The sequence below is a fragment of the Vibrio sp. MMG023 genome (assembly GCF_021654215.1).
Classification (GTDB): Bacteria; Pseudomonadota; Gammaproteobacteria; order Enterobacterales; family Vibrionaceae; genus Vibrio; species Vibrio jasicida.
In genome coordinates, this window is the sequence record NZ_JAKFZP010000013.1 from 1 (window position 1) to 16309 (window position 16309).

The 16309-nt window shown below is 47.3% G+C and carries 12 protein-coding genes; 2 read left to right on the plus strand and 10 right to left on the minus strand.

Annotated elements, in window-relative coordinates; genetic code table 11:
- Positions 1–321: 321 nt before the first annotated feature.
- From L1076_RS24905 to L1076_RS24950, 10 genes are all read right to left on the minus strand, one after another.
- Positions 322–1311, minus strand: coding sequence for a sensor domain-containing diguanylate cyclase (locus L1076_RS24905; RefSeq protein ID WP_039974234.1), 990 nt, complete (start codon positions 1309–1311; stop codon positions 322–324).
- Between the two features lie 224 nt (positions 1312–1535).
- A complete protein-coding gene (fis, locus tag L1076_RS24910; RefSeq protein ID WP_000462885.1) occupies positions 1536–1832 on the minus strand; it encodes a DNA-binding transcriptional regulator Fis in 297 nt (98 codons plus the stop codon).
- 23 nt (positions 1833–1855) lie between these two features.
- Entirely contained in the window at positions 1856–2824 is a 969-nt protein-coding gene (gene dusB / locus L1076_RS24915) for a tRNA dihydrouridine synthase DusB (protein ID WP_032803127.1), read from the minus strand.
- Positions 2825–2963: 139 nt separating this feature from the next.
- The gene (gene prmA / locus L1076_RS24920; RefSeq protein ID WP_005440399.1) at positions 2964–3851 is read right to left on the minus strand and encodes a 50S ribosomal protein L11 methyltransferase; all 888 of its coding nucleotides are present in this window, start codon (positions 3849–3851) and stop codon (positions 2964–2966) included.
- Positions 3852–3981: 130 nt separating this feature from the next.
- Positions 3982–5325 (minus strand): acetyl-CoA carboxylase biotin carboxylase subunit, encoded by a 1344-nt coding sequence (gene accC / locus L1076_RS24925; RefSeq protein ID WP_005440401.1) that lies wholly within the window; start codon positions 5323–5325, stop codon positions 3982–3984.
- Between the two features lie 14 nt (positions 5326–5339).
- Positions 5340–5804, minus strand: coding sequence for an acetyl-CoA carboxylase biotin carboxyl carrier protein (gene accB / locus L1076_RS24930; protein WP_038896819.1), 465 nt, complete (start codon positions 5802–5804; stop codon positions 5340–5342).
- Positions 5805–5864: 60 nt separating this feature from the next.
- Positions 5865–6314 carry a type II 3-dehydroquinate dehydratase gene (gene aroQ, locus L1076_RS24935; RefSeq protein ID WP_005428757.1) on the minus strand — a complete coding sequence of 150 codons (450 nt, stop codon included), beginning with the start codon at positions 6312–6314 and terminating at the stop codon, positions 5865–5867.
- 307 nt (positions 6315–6621) lie between these two features.
- Positions 6622–8574, minus strand: coding sequence for an acetate--CoA ligase (gene acs, locus L1076_RS24940; RefSeq protein WP_005428764.1), 1953 nt, complete (start codon positions 8572–8574; stop codon positions 6622–6624).
- A 218-nt stretch (positions 8575–8792) separates the two neighbouring features.
- A complete protein-coding gene (locus L1076_RS24945) occupies positions 8793–9425 on the minus strand; it encodes a 3'-5' exonuclease (protein ID WP_045409319.1) in 633 nt (210 codons plus the stop codon).
- Positions 9426–9460: 35 nt separating this feature from the next.
- Entirely contained in the window at positions 9461–11287 is a 1827-nt protein-coding gene (locus L1076_RS24950) for a DUF294 nucleotidyltransferase-like domain-containing protein (protein ID WP_045409322.1), read from the minus strand.
- Positions 11288–11528: 241 nt separating this feature from the next.
- On the opposite strand from L1076_RS24950, the gene L1076_RS24955 reads away from it, so the two are divergent.
- Both L1076_RS24955 and L1076_RS24960 read left to right on the plus strand, forming a co-directional pair.
- A complete protein-coding gene (locus tag L1076_RS24955; protein WP_237304687.1) occupies positions 11529–12719 on the plus strand; it encodes a 3-phenylpropionate MFS transporter in 1191 nt (396 codons plus the stop codon).
- Between the two features lie 142 nt (positions 12720–12861).
- Positions 12862–16293: a PAS domain-containing hybrid sensor histidine kinase/response regulator gene (locus L1076_RS24960; protein ID WP_042602258.1), complete on the plus strand. Its 3432-nt coding sequence runs from the start codon at positions 12862–12864 to the stop codon at positions 16291–16293.
- Positions 16294–16309 lie beyond the last annotated feature (16 nt).

Consider the following 16309-nt stretch of genomic DNA (forward strand, 5'->3'; position numbering starts at 1 on the left):
AATTTGAAGAAGCCCACTCGAAAGAGTGGGCTTTTTTGCATTTGGAGCAAAGTAAATTTGAGAACGCCTCTATAAAGGCACATCACTTTCTAAAGTCTGTATATCTTTCCTGTTTACTATATTTATCATGAGATAGTGCTAACGCACTACCTAGTCTCTCACAATGTCACCACCTTCCACGCCTCTAGAACAGCCTTAAGCTCGTTGTTAAAACATATTGGGCATGCCTAGCCTCATACTAGATGTAGGTATAAGAGCTAAGTGTGAGCGTTTTAAGGGAGACGTGGGACGTTGGGTAGTATGGATGATAAAGCTGAGGGGTTAAGAAACTTTTTGGATTCTTAAGTTGGTAGAGTGCTGAAGTTTGACGTCAGGAATATTGCCATGATACAGAGTGACTTGATTACGTCCGGAGTGTTTTGAGTAATACATGGCTTTATCTGCGTTAACCATTAACTCTTTTGCGCTCAATACTTGCCCGTCATACTCCGCGACACCAATGCTAACCGTTGTACTGATTTCGATACCATCTATTTTGCATGGCGCGTTTTGGATCGCTTGTCTGATCCTTTCTGCTATCTCGTAGGCTTGTATTGCGCTGGTGTTGGTTAGGATCACGGCAAATTCTTCCCCTCCTAAACGACCAATAAAATCAGTTCCACGGATTGCACGTTGGCAAATCTTGGCCACATGATTGATCACTTGATCGCCGGAGAAGTGCCCAACCTGATCGTTGATCTCTTTGAAGTGATCAATATCAATCATAACGCAAGTTAGGGTTTGAGATGGATGCGAATGCGAGCTCAGAGACCTATCTAGGCTTGTTAGGAATGCTCGGCGATTCAACACACCTGTTAATTCATCTGTCTCTGAGAGCTCTTTGAGGCGCCTTTCTAGCAGATGCGTTTTGGTGACATCACGCACGGACCAAATCACCAAGTCTTCATCACCTTGAATGCTTTCTACGGGTTTAATGATCGCTTCAAACCACGTTTCTTCTGGGTTCTCTAATGCTTCTAGTTCTTCTATTGGCATTAAAAGGTGGTCTTGCAGAGCGATACTGTATTTGACGACCTTAGGCTCGTTAGAGTGAAGCACATCGTTAATATAACCGATTAACTCAGCGGCTTTACTCGGCGATAAAACATCGTTTAACGTGAGGTTGGTGTAGCTTTGTGCATTGAAGTGTTTTGAATGGTAAGTACCACCGAAACTTTCGATATAGCGGCCTTGCTCATTGAGGATAAAGACATGATCAGGGAGGGTATTCAAAATGGCATGAAGCCAATCGTCCCTTTCTTTGTAAATCATGAGGTTAGTTCCTTTATCCAATGTAAGTTGTTGATTATATCTGTTTGTATTGAGTTCACAATCAATACTGATCACAGTTCAAAGCATCAGACTTGACTAATGTTTGTACAAAGGTGAGGGAGAAGCGTTTGGAAGAGTTGAAGTGTCAGGAGCTTGAAGCTAATAAAAAAGGCTTAGCCATTGCTGACTAAGCCTTTTTTACAAAATTACTGTATGAACTGATATTAGTTCATGCCGTACTTTTTAAGTTTTTTGCGAAGAGTACCGCGGTTGATGCCCATCATAGTTGCTGCGCGAGTTTGGTTACCGCGAGTGTACTGCATGATGGTATCTAATAGTGGCTGTTCAACTTCAGCTAGAACTAATTCGTATAGTTCAGTTACTTCCTGGCCGTTTAGTTGAGCTAGGTAGTTTTTAAGAGACGCTTTAACAGAGTCACGTAAAGGCTTCTGAGTAATCTGGTCTTGTGACGTTACTGTAGTTACTGTTAATGCTTCTGAAGTCAGATTTTGTTCGAACATATTCGGTCTAGCTCTTCTCTTAATTATGATGCAACGTTATCAAAATAACCCTCTAATGCCTCAAGCTGCAGCTCAGCTGCATCGATAGCATTGAAGGTACGGCGAAACTCACTCGCTTGTTCATGCTCTTTTAGGTACCAACCAACGTGCTTACGCGCGATACGTGGACCTAAGAACTCTCCATAAAAATCATGCAGAGCGTTAACATGACCAAGCATAATGGTTTTCACTTCCTCACTTGGAAGCTCATCCATTGTGGTGCCGTTTTCCAAATAGTGATGGATTTCCTGGAAAATCCAAGGACGACCTTGGGCAGGGCGTCCAATCATTAAAGCGTCTGCACCGGTGTACTCCAGTACAAACTTCGCTTTCTCCGGGCTATCGATATCACCGTTTGCGATAACCGGAATGGATATAGCGTGTTTAACCGCTTTAATGCTGTCGTATTCGGCCTCACCTTTGTACATACACGCTTTTGTTCTGCCATGCAGTGCAAGAGCCTGTATGCCGCAGTCTTCGGCTAATTTAGCGATGTGAACACAGTTTTTATTTTCTGTGTTCCAGCCAGTACGGGTCTTTAACGTTACAGGAACGTCTACCGCGTCCACTACCGCAGTCAAAATCTCTTTGATGATGTCTGGATATTGAAGCAGTGCAGAACCCGCCAGCTTCTTATTCACTTTCTTTGCTGGGCAGCCCATGTTGATGTCGATGATTTGCGCACCGTTTTCAACACTGAATTGAGCCGCATCGGCCATAAGCTGTGGATCGGAACCGGCAATCTGTACAGAGCGAATGCCCGATTCGCCTTCATGCACCATGCGCTGTTTCGACTTTGACGTTCCCCATAGTTTCGGGTTAGCAGACATCATTTCACTGACGGCCATTCCCGCACCATAGCGAAGACACAACTCGCGAAACGGTCTATCCGTTACACCAGCCATAGGGGCTACGATTAGATTGTTCTTAAGTTGATAGTTTCCGATTTTCAAAACGTCATCACAGTTCTGTACCAGCAAGGGCGCGCATTTTACGCATTTTTTTACTGCGTGAAAAGACTAATATTTGAGCATTTACAAATTGTTTTTGTAATTTGTATGAAATTCAAACAATTAGCCCTGAAAACCTTGTCTAGCCTTGCTTACGACCGGAGATACGACACCATTCGCTTTGCTCTGCGATTGGATCAATGTGAAGCTCATCACGGTAATAGTTCGCCACGTCTTCTGCTTGAGTGTCTAAAACACCAGACATAGCTAGGTCACCATTTGGTTTAACCAAACCTTTAATGATAGGTGCAAGTTCACGTAATGGACCAGCAAGAATGTTAGCAACAACCACGTCAGCGATTAGGCCTTCAGGTTGGTTTTGAGGAAGGTACACTTCTAATTGGTCAGCAACACCATTGCGCTCTGCGTTATCGCGAGAAGCTTGAAGAGCTTGAGGATCAATATCGATCCCGATAACTTTGCCTGCGCCAAGTTTGATCGCTGCGATCGCAAGGATGCCTGAGCCACAACCAAAGTCGATAACTGTTTTACCAGATAGATCTAAACTCTCTAGCCATTCAAGACAAAGTGCTGTTGTAGGGTGAGTGCCCGTACCGAAAGCCAGACCAGGATCAAGCATAACGTTAACTGCGTCTGGTTCAGGAACATCACGCCAACTTGGACAAATCCATAGACGTTCGCCGAACTTCATTGGGTGGAAGTTTTCCATCCATTCGCGTTCCCAGTCTTTGTCTTCTAGCTGTTCTACTTTGTAAGCAAAATCGTCCGCTAGCATGCCGCTTGCTTTGATTTGAGTGATGATGAAGTTTGTATCTGCTTCTGCATCGTACAGTGCCAGAATGTCAGTATCGCCCCATAAGCGAGTCTCGCCTGGTAGAGGTTCGAATACGGGCGTATCCTGCGCGTCTAGGAATGTTACAGACAGCGCACCAGTCTCTTCCATTAGCATGTCGCCGATTTGCTCAGCGTTTTCATTGGTCGCGTTGAGTTTGATTTGAATCCAAGGCATTTGTTTTTGCTCTTAAAGTGAATGAAGTGGCGCAGAGTTTACCAGAACTCTACGATTTGTTTGAGTATAGACTTTATACAAAACAAAAATGCCCACAGATGTGGGCATTTATTATGAGGTTAGCGAAGGCTTATTGTAGGCCTAGCTTCTTCTCTAGGTAGTGAATGTTCGCACCACCGTGCTGGAAGTTCTCATCATTCATGATTGACTCTTGTAGAGTAACGTTAGTCTTGATGCCTTCAATTATCATCTCGCCTAGTGCGTTCTTCATACGTGCAATCGCTACATCACGGTTCTCACCGTAAGTGATCAGTTTACCAATCATTGAATCGTAATGAGGTGGTACTGTGTAGCCTGTGTAAATGTGAGATTCCCAACGAACACCCATGCCGCCTGGCGCGTGGAAGCGTTCAATCTTACCTGGTGAAGGTAGGAAACGCTCTGGGTCTTCTGCGTTAATACGACACTCAATCGCATGGCCGCGGATCTTGATGTCATCCTGAGTGAATGACAATGGCTGACCTGCTGCTACGCGTAGCTGTTCTTTAATTAGGTCAACACCAGTAACCATTTCTGTTACTGGGTGCTCAACCTGAATACGAGTGTTCATTTCGATGAAGTAGAACTCACCGTTCTCGTATAGGAATTCGAACGTACCTGCGCCGCGGTAACCGATTTCTAGACATGCACGTGTACAACGTTCACCGATGTACTTACGCATTTCTTCTGTGATACCTGGTGCTGGAGCTTCTTCAACAACCTTCTGGTGACGACGCTGCATAGAACAGTCACGTTCACCTAGGTGGATAGCGCCGCCTTGGCCATCAGCAATTACCTGAACTTCAACGTGACGAGGGTTTTCTAGGAATTTCTCCATGTAAACCATGTCGTTGTTGAATGCCGCTTTTGCTTCTGCACGCGTCATAGCGATAGCTTGAACAAGTTCCGCTTCAGAACGTACAACACGCATACCACGACCACCGCCGCCACCAGAGGCTTTGATGATTACTGGGTAGCCGATACGTTTAGCGTGAGCTTTGTTTTTGTCTTCGTCGTTATCTAGTGGACCGTCAGAGCCTGGTACACAAGGAACGCCTGCTTTTTTCATTGCGTTGATTGCTGACACTTTGTCACCCATCATGCGGATGGTGTCTGCTTTAGGACCAACGAAGATGAAACCGCTGCGCTCTACTTGTTCAGCAAAGTCTGCGTTCTCAGATAGGAAGCCGTAACCCGGGTGAATCGCAATTGCACCCGTCACTTCTGCTGCAGAAATGATACGAGGGATGTTTAGGTAGCTGTCGATACCACGAGCAGGACCGATACATACTGTTTCGTCTGCAAGCAGTACGTGCTTAAGATCGCGGTCAGCTGTTGAGTGCACTGCCACAGTCTTAATGCCTAATTCTTTACAAGCGCGAAGGATACGAAGTGCAATTTCACCTCGGTTCGCGATGACTACTTTATCTAGCATAAGGCAAGCCCCGCTTATTCGATTACAACTAGTGGTTGGTCGAATTCAACTGGCTGGCCGTCTTCAACTAGGATTGCAGTTACAACACCTGATTTGTCCGCTTCGATTTGGTTCATCATTTTCATTGCTTCAACGATACATAGAGTGTCGCCAGCATTTACGCTCTGACCAACTTCAACGAATGACTTTGAATCTGGACTTGGAGAGCGGTAGAAAGTACCAACCATTGGAGAAAGAACTTGGTGACCTGCAGGAACTGCTGCTGGTGCTTCTGCTGCCATTGCTGGTGCGTCTGCTACTGGAGCTGCTACTGGCGCAGGTGCTGCTACTGGAGCTGCTGCGTAATGAACTGGTGCTGGAGCAGATGCAGGGCCATTACGGCTGATGCGTACTGACTCTTCACCTTCAGAGATTTCTAGCTCAGCAATGCCAGATTCTTCAACTAACTCGATTAGCTTCTTGATTTTACGAATATCCATCTTTTCTTTCTCTTTTATCTTGTGATTAAGACAACCCCAAAGGGCTGCAGAGTGTTTGGTTTACTTTGCCTGCAATTTCGCGATTGCTGCAGACAGAGCGAATTCATAACCTTGTGCGCCTAAGCCACAAATCACCCCTTCTGCTTTATCAGACAGATAAGAATGATGACGGAACGGCTCACGAGCGTGAACGTTCGATAGGTGCACTTCGATAAATGGGATGGCTACGCCAAGTAATGCATCACGCAGCGCCACACTGGTATGAGTGAAAGCTGCTGGGTTGATGATGATGAAGTCCACTTTGCCGTACGCAGCGTGGATAGCTTCAATCAGTTCGTACTCACGATTCGATTGCAGGTGTTCAAGTTCCACCCCAGAGTTGTGAGCTTGTTCAGTCAATGCATCAACAATCTGTGCTAGGGTGTTGTTACCGTAATGTGTCGGTTCACGCAGACCTAATAGGTTAAGATTTGGTCCGTTTAGAACTAGAATCCGTGACTTTGCAGACATTATGTTGCTATCTTCCTTTATCGTGAGTGGAACGTTTATATTCCCAAATATACGATAATTCAGCACGATTTTTTTGTTAAAACCGAGCAAATTTTAAAAAATCGACCAAGATTATAGCTAATTCACAGCAATTAGCAGCAATTTACTGGTCTAATCTCCCAATAGCCCCCGCCGTTTCTGTAACCAAGTTAACAAAAACAACATAATTGCCACGTGCTTTCTGTGGTTTATTTTGCGTCCACGCACAAAAAAGCCACCATATGCAATGGTGGCTTTTAGGGCTAGCGTTTAAAACAGGGGCTGGGTGTTATGCCAGTTCTGCCTTCTCTGCAATTAGCTTGTCTACAACGCTTGGATCGGCCAGTGTCGAGGTATCACCTAGGTTGCTGGTATCACCCGTTGCAATCTTACGTAGGATGCGGCGCATGATCTTACCAGAGCGAGTTTTCGGTAGAGAGTCTGTCCAGTGCAGTACGTCTGGTGTCGCGATTGGACCAATCTCTTTACGTACCCAGTCTTTCACCTCTTTGTGCAGCTCGGCTGATGGGAATTCACCGTCATTAAGCGTGACGTATGCGTAAATTGCCTGACCTTTGATATCATGAGGAATACCGACAATCGCCGCTTCCGCAATCTTATCGTGTGCAACCAATGCTGACTCAATCTCTGCGGTACCCATACGGTGACCTGAAACGTTCAGCACATCATCTACACGACCTGTAATCCAGTAATAGCCGTCTTCGTCACGACGAGCACCATCACTGGTGAAGTACATGCCTTTGAAGGTAGAGAAGTAGGTTTGCTCAAAGCGCTCGTGGTCGCCGTAAACTGTACGCATCTGACCTGGCCATGAATCAAGGATCACCAAGTTACCTTCTGCTGCCGTTTCTTCGATGATGTTACCCATGTTATCTACTAGTGCAGGTTGTACGCCGAAGAATGGGCGAGTTGCTGAGCCTGGTTTTAGATCGGTTGCGCCTGGCAGTGGCGCAATCAAGATACCGCCTGTCTCTGTTTGCCACCAAGTATCAACGATAGGTGAGTTTTCATTACCAATGGTCTTGTAGTACCACTCCCATGCTTCAGGGTTGATAGGTTCACCTACTGAGCCCATTACACGCAAGCTTGAACGAGATGTTCCGGCTACCGCTTCGTTACCTTTTGCCATTAGTGCACGAATCGCAGTTGGTGCAGTATAGAGAATGTTTACTTGATGCTTATCAACCACTTCACTCATGCGAGCCGTGCTTGGGTAGTTTGGTACACCTTCGAACAGAATGGTTTTCGCACCGTTCGCCAGTGGGCCGTAAATTAAGTAAGTGTGACCTGTAATCCAACCCACATCCGCTGTACACCAGAACGTTTCGCCTTCTTGGTAATCGAACACGTATTTGAAGGTCATGGTTGCGTACACTAGGTAACCACCTGTGGTGTGCAGCACGCCTTTTGGTTTACCTGTTGAGCCTGAAGTGTAAAGAATGAATAGAGGGTCTTCCGCTTTCATCTCTTCTGGTGGGCACACATCAGAAACGACAGCCGTTGCTTCGTGCCACCAAACGTCACGGTGCTCGTGCCAATCAATGTCGCCGCCCGTGCGTTTTAGAACGACAACTTTGTCGATGGTCTTCACTTCTGGGTTCGTCAGTGCTTCATCAACGTTTTTCTTCAGTGGTACTGCACGGCCACCACGAACGCCTTCGTCAGCGGTGATAACGATTTTCGCATCTGAGTCGATGATACGACCGGACAGGGCTTCTGGTGAGAAACCACCAAATACCACGGTATGAACCGCACCAATACGGGTACATGCCAGCATTGCGATAGCCGCTTCTGGCACCATTGGCATGTAAAGACAAACCACGTCGCCTTTGTGCACGCCTTGCTCTTTTAGTGCGTTAGAGAACTTACACACTTCTTTGTGTAGTTCATTGAATGTGAGGGTTTTGTCGTCAGCAGGATCATCGCCTTCCCAGATGATCGCGACTTCATCGCCACGCTCGGCAAGGTGGCGGTCAATACAGTTTGCAGATACGTTCAGCGTGCCGTCTTCGAACCAACGAATGTCGACGTGACCAGTATCGAAAGAGGTGTTTTTAACTTGAGTGAATGGCTTAATCCAATCGACAACTTTACCGTGTTCGCTCCAGAAGCCTTCAGGGTCGCTTACCGACTGCTGATACATGGCTAGGTAAGTGTCATTATCCGCATGCGTATGGTTTTTAATATTTTCTTTTACCGGATAAACGTGGGCTTCGCTCATGGCTTCTCTCCTTGTGCCTTTAATTCTTGACCTTCGTCTTTTGTAGGGCTGTTTCCGTTCTTTAGTCTGTGATTCATCAAGAACGTTGCTGTGCATATAACTGTCAGTCACAGCGCGTATTTCCACAATTAGACTTTAGGATGAGAGTGAGGAATGCGCCGCGATATTGCTGAATTTAAAGCGAATGTGGGAGGTGGATCGAAAGCTGAGTCTTAAGCCTATTGGGTATAAGGCACACTCAGGTTTGGTAAATCGCCTTTGGTTAGACGCACATACACCAAAGCCGCGGATTTTGCGTCTTGCAGGGCATCGTGTTTGTCTTGAATCGGTAGCTCGAGGTGCTTACAAATTGCATCAAGACTTAAGTCGAAGTAGGCGTTAGGCAAATGACGTTCGAGCTTGTCGTGATAAATCTGGCTCACTTCGATAAGCGGGTTAGGGAGTGGGAAGCCTAAATGCCTCAGACAAGCGAGGTCGAGGATTTTTTTGTCATAGCGAATGTGGTAGCCAACCAAAGGGCGATTACCGATAAAGTCGAGTAACTTGATGAGCGCTTCTTTTTCGCTGATACCATCCACCAAATCTTGGTGGCGGATATGGTGAATTTTTACCGAGCCTGAATCGAGTGATTGTGGGGCGCGCAGTCGAACTTCGAACGGTTTGCTGGTGATGATGCGATTGTCGATGATTTTTGTCGCAGCGATGGTGACCAGCTCGGCTCGATTTGGGTCCAAGCTGGTGGTTTCGCAATCGAGAGAGATAAATTCGCCTTTTTGCGGCGAACAAAACAGTGGCTGATAAGGTGAGCCCTTCAGCTTGTAATGCCAGTATTTCCTTTGTAGCCAATTCATCCCTGTTACCTCTCGTCTTATTTGCCTAAAAGACTCTAATCACGGATTTGATAATGGAAGCCTAAGAACTGCTTAAACTTCTTCACCACATGTAAGCTGTGGCGTAGCAAGTCTCGTTCTGTCCTGTCTAACTGTTTGATGTCGATGTTGTTCAATGCTTCTTGCTTACTCAATTGCTGGTTCAAACGAATCTTAAAGAACAGCTTCAGTGCCTCATTGAGGTTATCTGCGGTTTCTGGTTCTAAGATGCGCTTGTTTCTCAGTGCTTCGATACGTTCGAAGGTGTTCTTCTCTTCAATTGCGTATTCCAATGCCAAGGTGCGAATACCATGCACGATTGGGAAAATGCCACCACGCTTAATATCCAGCCCGTCTTTAGCACTTTTTACGTTACCAAATAGAGTAAGAGGCACGGAAAACTGCAGAGCGGGGCGAGTGAAATCGGACAGAATCAACATGCGATCTTCCATGCTGTCTCTGAGGTGCTCGGCGATAGGTGTGAGCAACTCTCGATTGCCTGCGACCGCATGAGCGTCGCTGAAGATGGCTAAATCCATGATTTGTTCTGGCTGTGCTTTAGCAATCCAACCATCGAGCGTTTTAATCCAGTCTTGCTGCGTTCGGACCCACTTCGGATTGTTAACCATGACTTTGCCAGGGCAGAGTGGATAACCCAGTTGTTGCAAGGTATGGGTGAGGGTTTGCATCACTTCGGCGCAATGTTCCCATTCCAGCCCATCTTGGATGATCAATGCATTATCTTGATCCGTTTTAAGGATTTGCTCTCCACGACCTTCCGAGCCAAGCACAATCAGACAGCAGTGATCGTGCAGTGCTGGTGGCACCACAAGCTCAAACGCTTTTTCGATGATTTGTTCGTTTACGGCAGATATCAGCTCCATGATAAAGCGAGTACGGATGCCATTGGTTAGCAAGCTGTCCACCAACTGACGCTGTCGATTAGAAGCAAGGGCTAACTCTCCCACGCTGCTGGCTCGAGCAATACTGAGTGTCAGTACGTGTGAGTGAGTGGAAAACGCACTGAGGATTTGCGTCATGTCCAACATACCGACCGCTTGACTGCCTTCGCACACCATTAGACGCTTCATGCGATTGCGTGTCATGGTGATCATGGCGTTAAACAAGAAGTCACCATCATCCACGTGATAAACCGGGAAGGTGGCTATCTCACTTACTGGCGTATCGAGTGAGTGGTCGTCAAGCATTACGGCATGGAGCATATTGGTTCGCGTCACTATCGCGTAGGGATGCGCCGATGGATATTGCTCTAAGCGCGGGTCATCTTGGTTAAGCTGAACCAAAGCGGCATCAATGCCATTGTCTTTAAGTGTTTTGGTGACTTGATTAATTGGCATATCAGGTGCCAATAGCATCGGTGGATGATAGATGCTGCTATCGACTTTAGTCAGAATGAATTCCGCTAGGTTTTGCTGTTGTTGAGCGGCTTCAATGAGGGCTTGGCGTTTGGATAAGTTGTTATCGAAGTAGGCAGCGAACTGTCCGTTCTCGTTATACAGCTCAAGAAACACTTCTTTGGGCAGCAAGTACGAGAGGGTATCTTCCAGTGCCACATACTGATGGCGCACGCTTTCTTCAAACAAAGAGCGTACATCAAACATGTCGTCGTTAGCGTAGTGAGCAAACACTTCGTCTTGATCTTTTGAGCGCTCTTCTACAGCGCCTTTAATCAGCACGTGCAGGTGAGGGTTGTCTTGCCCACAAGCTAAGATGACATCTCGCGTTCGGTAGTACGCCACATCAAGAGACGAGCGCAGTCGATTTTGCTGTGCGTCAGTCAGGCGGTCGAACGGTTGAGATTGCATATTAAATTTGTCAGGCATTAGAGCACCTAAATTTGGTGGGAACACATTCTAAGTCTGACAAATTTCCCTGTCGAAGCCAGACGACTTTGGTCTAAATCGTCACAATCTAATTTTGCATTTCGAGACCCTGTGCCATTGAGGAAACGGTAAGTTGCCGATTCTTCCCTTTTTCTATTACGCATTGCGATCCATAATTCCGCGTCCCAAACGTTTACGTGGCGGAAGTCGTTAGTTTTTGTCGTTTTTTAGGATGTCAGTGATGTTGAAACCCTCTCCGTATGGCTGGATTTCCCAGTACTTTCTCGGATTCTTTTTTGCGTATGGCGTGTATCTGCCATTTTGGTCGTTGTGGTTTAAAGAGCAGGGCGTTTCTCCAACAGATATTGGTCTGTTAGTTGGTCTAGGTTTGGCGACGCGCTGTGTGGCGAACATGGTACTCACCCCACGTCTACATAAAGTCGAACACATCATGCCTGCCCTACGTTGGTTGAGCTTTGCTGCCCTCATTTTTGTTGGTTTCCACTTTTTCACTGGTGGCAACTTTTGGTTAATGGCACTCGCTACCATCTTGTTTAACTTGTGCTGTGGCCCGGTGGTACCTTTGTCGGATGCGATGGCGAACTACTACGCGCGTTTGAAAATGCTCGATTACGGTCGTACCCGTTTGTGGGGCTCGGTTGCCTTTATTGCAGGCTCGACTGTGGTGGGTTACTTGGTGGCAGAGTTTGGCTCTGACATGATTTTGTACACGGCGATGGTCGGTGTCTTTATCTCGCTCTTATTTGCAATGCGTAACACCAATCCAATGCCAGTGACACGCGAAGGTCAACATTCTGAGCGTCCAAAACTTTCTGCATTGCTTACGGATAAGCCGGTCGTGAAGTTCCTTGTGTTGATGGCGTTAATCCAAGGTAGCCACGCGGCGTACTACGGTTTTAGTGCGATTCACTGGAAAGCGGCTGGTCACTCAGAAGATGTGATTGGCTACTTATGGAGCTTGGGCGTGGCAGCTGAAGTTGCTGTGTTTGCTCTGAGTAAGCGTCTATTCGCTGGTTGGTCTTTACGCACTCTGTTTGTGGTTGCGGCTGGTGGTGTGATGCTACGTTGGGGCATGACTGCGTCTACGACCTCTATTTTGGCGTTGGTGGTAGTGCAAATGCTTCACGGCGTGACGTTTGCAATGGCGCACATTGCCGCGATTCAATACATCCAGAACTCAGCTGAGAACAAGATGGTGGCATTGCAGGCACTGTATAACGCAATCCCACTTGGTGCGTTTATCGCGTTGATGACGGTGATCAGTGGTTGGGGCTATGAGCACTGGGGGGCGAATATCTTCTGGTTGATGGCGGCGATGGGCTTTATTGCACTGTTTATCAAAGTTGAGCCTCAAAATGATGAAAGTAATGTGGTTGATCTCTCAGCTAATGCTTCCGAAGCACAGAATTAAGCTTCTGTGACAGAGATTAAAAACTAACCTTTGTCTCTGTTGTGAAAGCAGTGTTAAATGAAACCTCTCCCTTATGGAGAGGTTTTTTATTCCTTGCTTTAAAAACAGCAAGAAAGGCAAGAAAAGTAAGAAAGGATATCGGATGCAAGGATGGCTAGTGATTCCCGTTTCTTTGGCGTATTTGGGAATCCTGTTTTTAATCGCTTGGTACGGTGACAAACAAAAGAGATGGTTAGCGCGTTGGCGACCATGGATCTACAGTTTGTCGATTGCGGTGTACTGTACGTCATGGACCTTCTATGGCACGGTCGGACAGGCGAGCAACAACCCTTGGTCCTTCCTACCCATCTATATTGCGCCGATCATCGTGTTTACCATCGGCTGGCGCGTCCTCGCTCGGCTGATCTTGATTGCTAAACGCGAGCACATCACCTCCATTGCCGATTTCATTGCCGCCCGCTATGGCAAATCACAAGGCTTGGCGGTGGTTGTCACCTTAATCGCGGTGGCAGGCATCCTTCCATATATCGCTTTGCAATTGCGTGGCATCACCATGGGGTTGGAGATCATCGCGCCAGATTTAGCATCTGATCTCAGTTATCAAAACTACAGCGTATCTTGGTTTGTGGTCGGGGCGATGGCGATCTTCACCATGCTGTTTGGTACGCGTCATATCGATAACACCGAGCATCACCGCGGCATGATGATGGCGATTGCGTTTGAATCAGTGCTTAAGTTGGTGGCGTTTTTAGTGGTGGGCGTATTTATTGTTTGGCTCGCGATGGATACCGAGAGCTTCCTCCTCGCTGATATCGCCGCTGAAACCTATGAGTCCCCTAACATTCCGACCTTGCTGATTCATACCATTCTGACCATGCTGGCGATTGTCTGTTTGCCACGTCAATTCCATACCATGGTGGTCGAGAATGAACGCGCGCAAGACTTGCACGTTGCGCGTTGGTTGTTCCCGTTGTATCTGATTCTGATGGGCATTTTCGTTCTGCCAATCGCATGGGTAGGGCAAAGTCTACTGAGTGGCAGCCCTGCCGATACGTACGTGATCAGCGTGCCGATGGCGGTGGGCGCGAATGACATCGCCTTACTAGCATTTTTGGGCGGTACTTCCGCGGCAAGTGGCATGGTCATCGTCTCGACCATTGCCTTAGCGATCATGGTATCTAACGATTTGGTGATGCCGTTGATTCTGCGCAGAATGAAGTTATCAAAACGCAATCATCATCACTTCTCTACACTGTTATTACGTATACGCCGTGGGCTTATTCTGCTTCTTTTGATTGGTGCATGGGGCTTTTATCAGGCTTTAGATAGTATCCACTCACTCTCTGCGATAGGTTTTCTCTCGTTTGCAGCGATTACCCAATTTGCTCCGTCTCTGCTTGGCGGTATGTACTGGCGTCAGGGCAACAAGAAAGGCGTGTATGTCGGTCTGCTGGTGGGGTTCACCATTTGGTTGATTACTTTAATGAGCCAAACCGACATGCTGGCGGGCGATGCAAGTAACAACTTGCTGATTTGGTTGATCACTCCGCCTGATTTATTGGCAGGTTTTGGTATTGCTGTTTCTGACTGGGGCATGATCCTCAGCGTGGTGGCGAATACCGCGTGTTTTGTCGCGGTATCACTAGCTACGCGCCCAAGCATAAGTGAACGCTTACAATCGGCGTCATTCGTTGGTACGCCGTTGCCTGAGAGTGAAAACATCAGCTTGTATCAGAGCCGTGTGACGGTCAGTGAACTGGAGATGTTAGCCTCTCGATTTGTTGGACGCACGCGAGTGAAATCTGCCTTCCAAACCTATTGGAGTCAGCAACGCGAAGAGCTGCTTCCCAATCAACAAGCTCCTTCTACCTTGATTCGACATACCGAGCGCGTACTTGCTGGTGTGTTTGGTGCCTCTTCAGCTAAGTTAGTACTTACTTCTGCTTTGCAAGGCAGGAACATGCAACTTGAAGAAGTGGCGACCATCGTTGATGAAGCCTCAGAGCTGTACGATTTCAGCCGTGGTTTGCTGCAAGGTGCGATTGAACACATTGGGCAAGGCATCGCAGTGGTCGATAAGCAACTGAGGCTAGTGGCGTGGAACCAACGTTATCTGGAGTTGTTTGTCTTCCCGCCGGGATTGATTCAGGTCGGGCGTCCGATTGCGGATGTGATTCGTCATAATGCTGAGCAAGGTTTATGTGGTCCGGGTGACCCTGAAGACCACGTTCGTCGCCGTGTTTATCACCTTGAGCAAGGCACGCGACATACCTCTTCCCGTGTGCGCCCTGATGGTCGCGTAATTGAAGTGCAAGGGAACCCAATGCCCGGTGGCGGTTTCGTGATGAGCTTTACCGATATCACCGTGTTCCGCGATGCGGAGCAAGCTCTGAAAGACGCTAATGAGACACTAGAAGAGCGCGTTCGTGCTCGTACTCGTGAGTTGGAACAATTGAACAAACAACTGGTGGCAGCGACGCAGCGTTCTGAGCATGAGTCACAATCCAAGTCGCGCTTCTTAGCCGCGGTAAGTCATGACTTGATGCAACCGTTGAACGCCGCTCGCCTGTTTGCTTCTTCGCTGTCGGAAGTTGCCAAAGACAGTGAAACCCAAAAGTTGTCGACCCACATTGAGAGTGCGTTAGGGGCAGCGGAAGATTTGATTGGTGACTTGCTGGATATTTCGCGTTTGGAGTCAGGCAAGTTGGACGTTAATGTGCATGGTTTTGCGGTCAATGATGTGTTGGCAAACTTGAATGCGGAATTCAGCGCATTGGCGAAACAACAAGGCATTGAGTTCACCATGATCCCATCGTCTTTGATGGTGAAATCTGATCCGAAATTGCTACGCCGCGTGGTGCAGAACTTCCTTACCAATGCGTTCCGATATAGCCCGAATGGCAAAGTGGCGCTCGGTGTACGTCGCGTACAAGGGCGAGTGCGTATTGATGTATGGGACAACGGCATGGGCATCGAAGAAGAGAAGCAACAAGAGATCTTCGAAGAGTTTAATCGCGGTACTCAAGTTCGTTCTGACCAAGGTTTAGGGTTAGGCTTGGCTATTTCGAAAGGTATTGCTCAAGTACTAGGACATGAAATCTCGATGCGTTCTTGGTTTGGTCAAGGCAGCGTGTTCTCGATTACCTTAGATAAGGCAGAGAAGGTCCACATTCCGGCAGTCAAAGCTGTGAAGAGTGCACAATCCGATTTAAGTCATATTCGCGTACTGTGTGTCGATAATGAGCCAGACATTCTGGTTGGAATGGAAAATCTACTCTCACGCTGGGGCTGTGATATTCGCATTGCGACCGACATCGTTGAGAGTCTGAAAGCGATCGAAGACGATTGGCTGCCGGATGTTATTTTCTCCGATTATCGTTTAGATAATGGTCGAACAGGATTAGAAGTGTTGCAGCAATGCCGCTTGCGTCTGGGTAACCGCTTTGAAGGAGTGATCATCAGTGCCGATCGAACCGATGACATGATGGAAGGCATTAAAGCCAATGGGTTCAGTTTTATCGCCAAACCGGTGAAACCTTTGAAATTACGTTCGGTACTCAATCGAGTCGCCTAGAAAAAAAAGACCTCCG